The 2,025-nt window shown below is 72.1% G+C and carries 3 protein-coding genes; 1 reads left to right on the top strand and 2 read right to left on the bottom strand.

The window, feature by feature from the left end; genetic code table 11:
• Positions 1-102: 102 nt before the first annotated feature.
• Together BIU90_RS10590 and ykgO are read right to left on the bottom strand one after the other, a co-directional pair.
• On the bottom strand, positions 103-759 hold the full coding sequence (locus BIU90_RS10590; RefSeq protein ID WP_071300169.1) for a histidine phosphatase family protein: 657 nt from the start codon (positions 757-759) through the stop codon (positions 103-105).
• A 23-nt stretch (positions 760-782) separates the two neighbouring features.
• Positions 783-905: a type B 50S ribosomal protein L36 gene (gene ykgO / locus BIU90_RS10585; RefSeq protein WP_022905672.1), complete on the bottom strand. Its 123-nt coding sequence runs from the start codon at positions 903-905 to the stop codon at positions 783-785.
• A 43-nt stretch (positions 906-948) separates the two neighbouring features.
• Here ykgO and BIU90_RS10580 point away from each other — a divergent pair, with 43 nt between their 5' ends.
• Complete coding sequence (locus tag BIU90_RS10580) at positions 949-1,983, top strand: GTP-binding protein (RefSeq protein WP_071300168.1); 1,035 nt, start codon at positions 949-951, stop codon at positions 1,981-1,983.
• Positions 1,984-2,025 lie beyond the last annotated feature (42 nt).

Here is a 2,025-nt window from a genome sequence, read left to right as displayed (position 1 = left end):
CGGGCCTCCCGTCCGTCTGTGGTCGCGTCCTCACCGCGAAAGCGACAGATCACCCCGGAATTCCGGCGGTGATCTGTCGCTTTTGCGAGGAGACAGCGCGACCTAGAAGCGCTCGCCCGTCGGGTCCTGCGCGGTCCGGTCGATCAGGTCGTCGCCGCCCATCGGCTCGCCCTCCCAGTCGACCAGGCGCCACCCGTCGGCGGTCGACCCCTCGAGTTCGACGACGCCCGTGTTCTCCAGGTGCCGGTCGGCGCCCAGGTCGTTCGGCGTGTTCTGCGCCGTCGTCGCCGCCCAGATCCGGATCGCCGCGCCGTGGCTGAACGCCGCCGCGACCTGCGCGCCGCTCTCCTCGATCTGCCGGACCGCGTCGTCGTACCGGTCGAAGAAGTCCTCGCCCGTCTCGGCCCCGGGCATCCGGGCCTCACGCTCCCCCGACGCCCAGGCGTAGCAGGTCGCGAGGTACTGCTGCACCGAGGTCTGGTCGCGCTTGCCCTGCAGTGCTCCGGCCTCGATCTCGCGCAGCCCGGGCAGCACGACGGGCTCGAGCCCGAGCGCCTCGGCCAGCGGCGCGGCCGTCAGCTGTGTCCGGACCATCGACGACACGAACAGCCGCTCGATCCCCCGGTCGGCGAGGGCCGCCGGCAGCGCCTGGGCCTGCTGCTCCCCGAGGTCGGTGAGGCCGGGCCCGGGGACCTCGGCGTCCAGGACTCCGGTGACGTTGGCGGGGGTCTGTCCGTGGCGGATCAGGAGCAGTCGCATGGTGCCACCCTACGGAGGTGCGCTCAGCCCTGACGGGTGTTCCACCGGGGGTTCTGCTTGTTGATCACGTACACCCGGCCGCGACGGCGCACCACCTGCGATCCGGGGATCTTCTTCAGTGCCTTGAGCGAGTTGCGGACCTTCACGGTGCCTCCTTGTTGATAACGGTTTTCATGTAGCGTAACCCGCATGCGCCCAGCCGTCATCACCCTCGTCTCCGCTCTGCACCGGGTCGACGCGGATCGTGTCGCCAGCCTCTTGGCCCGTCGTGGCGCACGCGGGAACACCGACCACCGGATGCACGTGTCCGGCAGCCCATTCACCGCCGCCCGAGCGATCGCCGCGCGCACGGAGCAGCTCGACCGGGCGTGTGGACCGGAGGCCGAGCACGGGCTGGTCGTGACGCTGCCACCCGGAGCGGACACGCGCGCCGTCGGCATGCTCCTGACGAACGCTGCTCGCGCCGAGCATGGCCACGACCGGGTGCTCCGTCACGCGGTGACGGTCCTGCGCGCCGACGACGTCGCCCACCTGCTCTGGTCCGACGTGGACGACGCCTTCGTCGCGGCGGAACGGATCGCCGCACTGGCTGAGTACGCCACGGTGATCGCACTCGACCGACTCGGACCGCTGTCCGGGCGACGCCGACGGGCGCTGGTCGCTCTGCTGCACCGGATGGCGCCCTTCGCGTCGATCATGGCGCTCGACCACCTGCGCGGGCCCGAGGACCTGCCCGCGTCGAACGGCAGCGCCGCCCGGCTGCTGGCGACCGGCGCCGGGTGGATGGTGGCACTCTCGGACGGCGCAGATCTGGGCCGGGACATCGACGACGACCTGGCCACGATGCGCTACCGGGAGCCACTGCCGTTCCACCCGGGGCGCCTGGCGACGGTGATCGCCGAGGACCTGGCCGCCGGGGTCAACGGCCGGGTCCTGCGGTCGCGGGGGTTCTTCCGGCTGGCGTCACGGCCAGACCACGTCGGTTCGTGGTCGAGCTTCGGCGCGATGCTCGCACTCGACCCGACCGCGAACCCGTCGTGGGACGAGGACGCACCGATCGGCCAGGCACTGTGGTTCGTCGGCGAGCGGCTCGACGTCCGCGGGATCGAGCGCGCCCTCGACTCGGCGCTCCTCACCCCGGCCGAACTGCTGGCGGGACCGGAGGCATGGCGCACCTGGGCCGATCCGTTCCCAGCGTGGCCGGCGCTGCACGACCACGGGTGAGCGCGTGGGCGGCGGGGACTGCTGTGCCGACTCGGAACGACA

This window comes from Curtobacterium sp. MCBA15_001, from assembly GCF_001864835.1.
Classification (GTDB): domain Bacteria; phylum Actinomycetota; class Actinomycetes; order Actinomycetales; family Microbacteriaceae; genus Curtobacterium.
This window is presented reverse-complemented; position numbering and strand designations above follow the sequence as displayed.

Coding starts and splice junctions, on each gene's coding strand:
- BIU90_RS10590 (WP_071300169.1), bottom strand. CDS start 759: ATGCGACTGCTCCTGATCCGCCACGGACAGACCCCCGCCAACGTCACC.
- BIU90_RS10580 (WP_071300168.1), top strand. CDS start 949: ATGCGCCCAGCCGTCATCACCCTCGTCTCCGCTCTGCACCGGGTCGAC.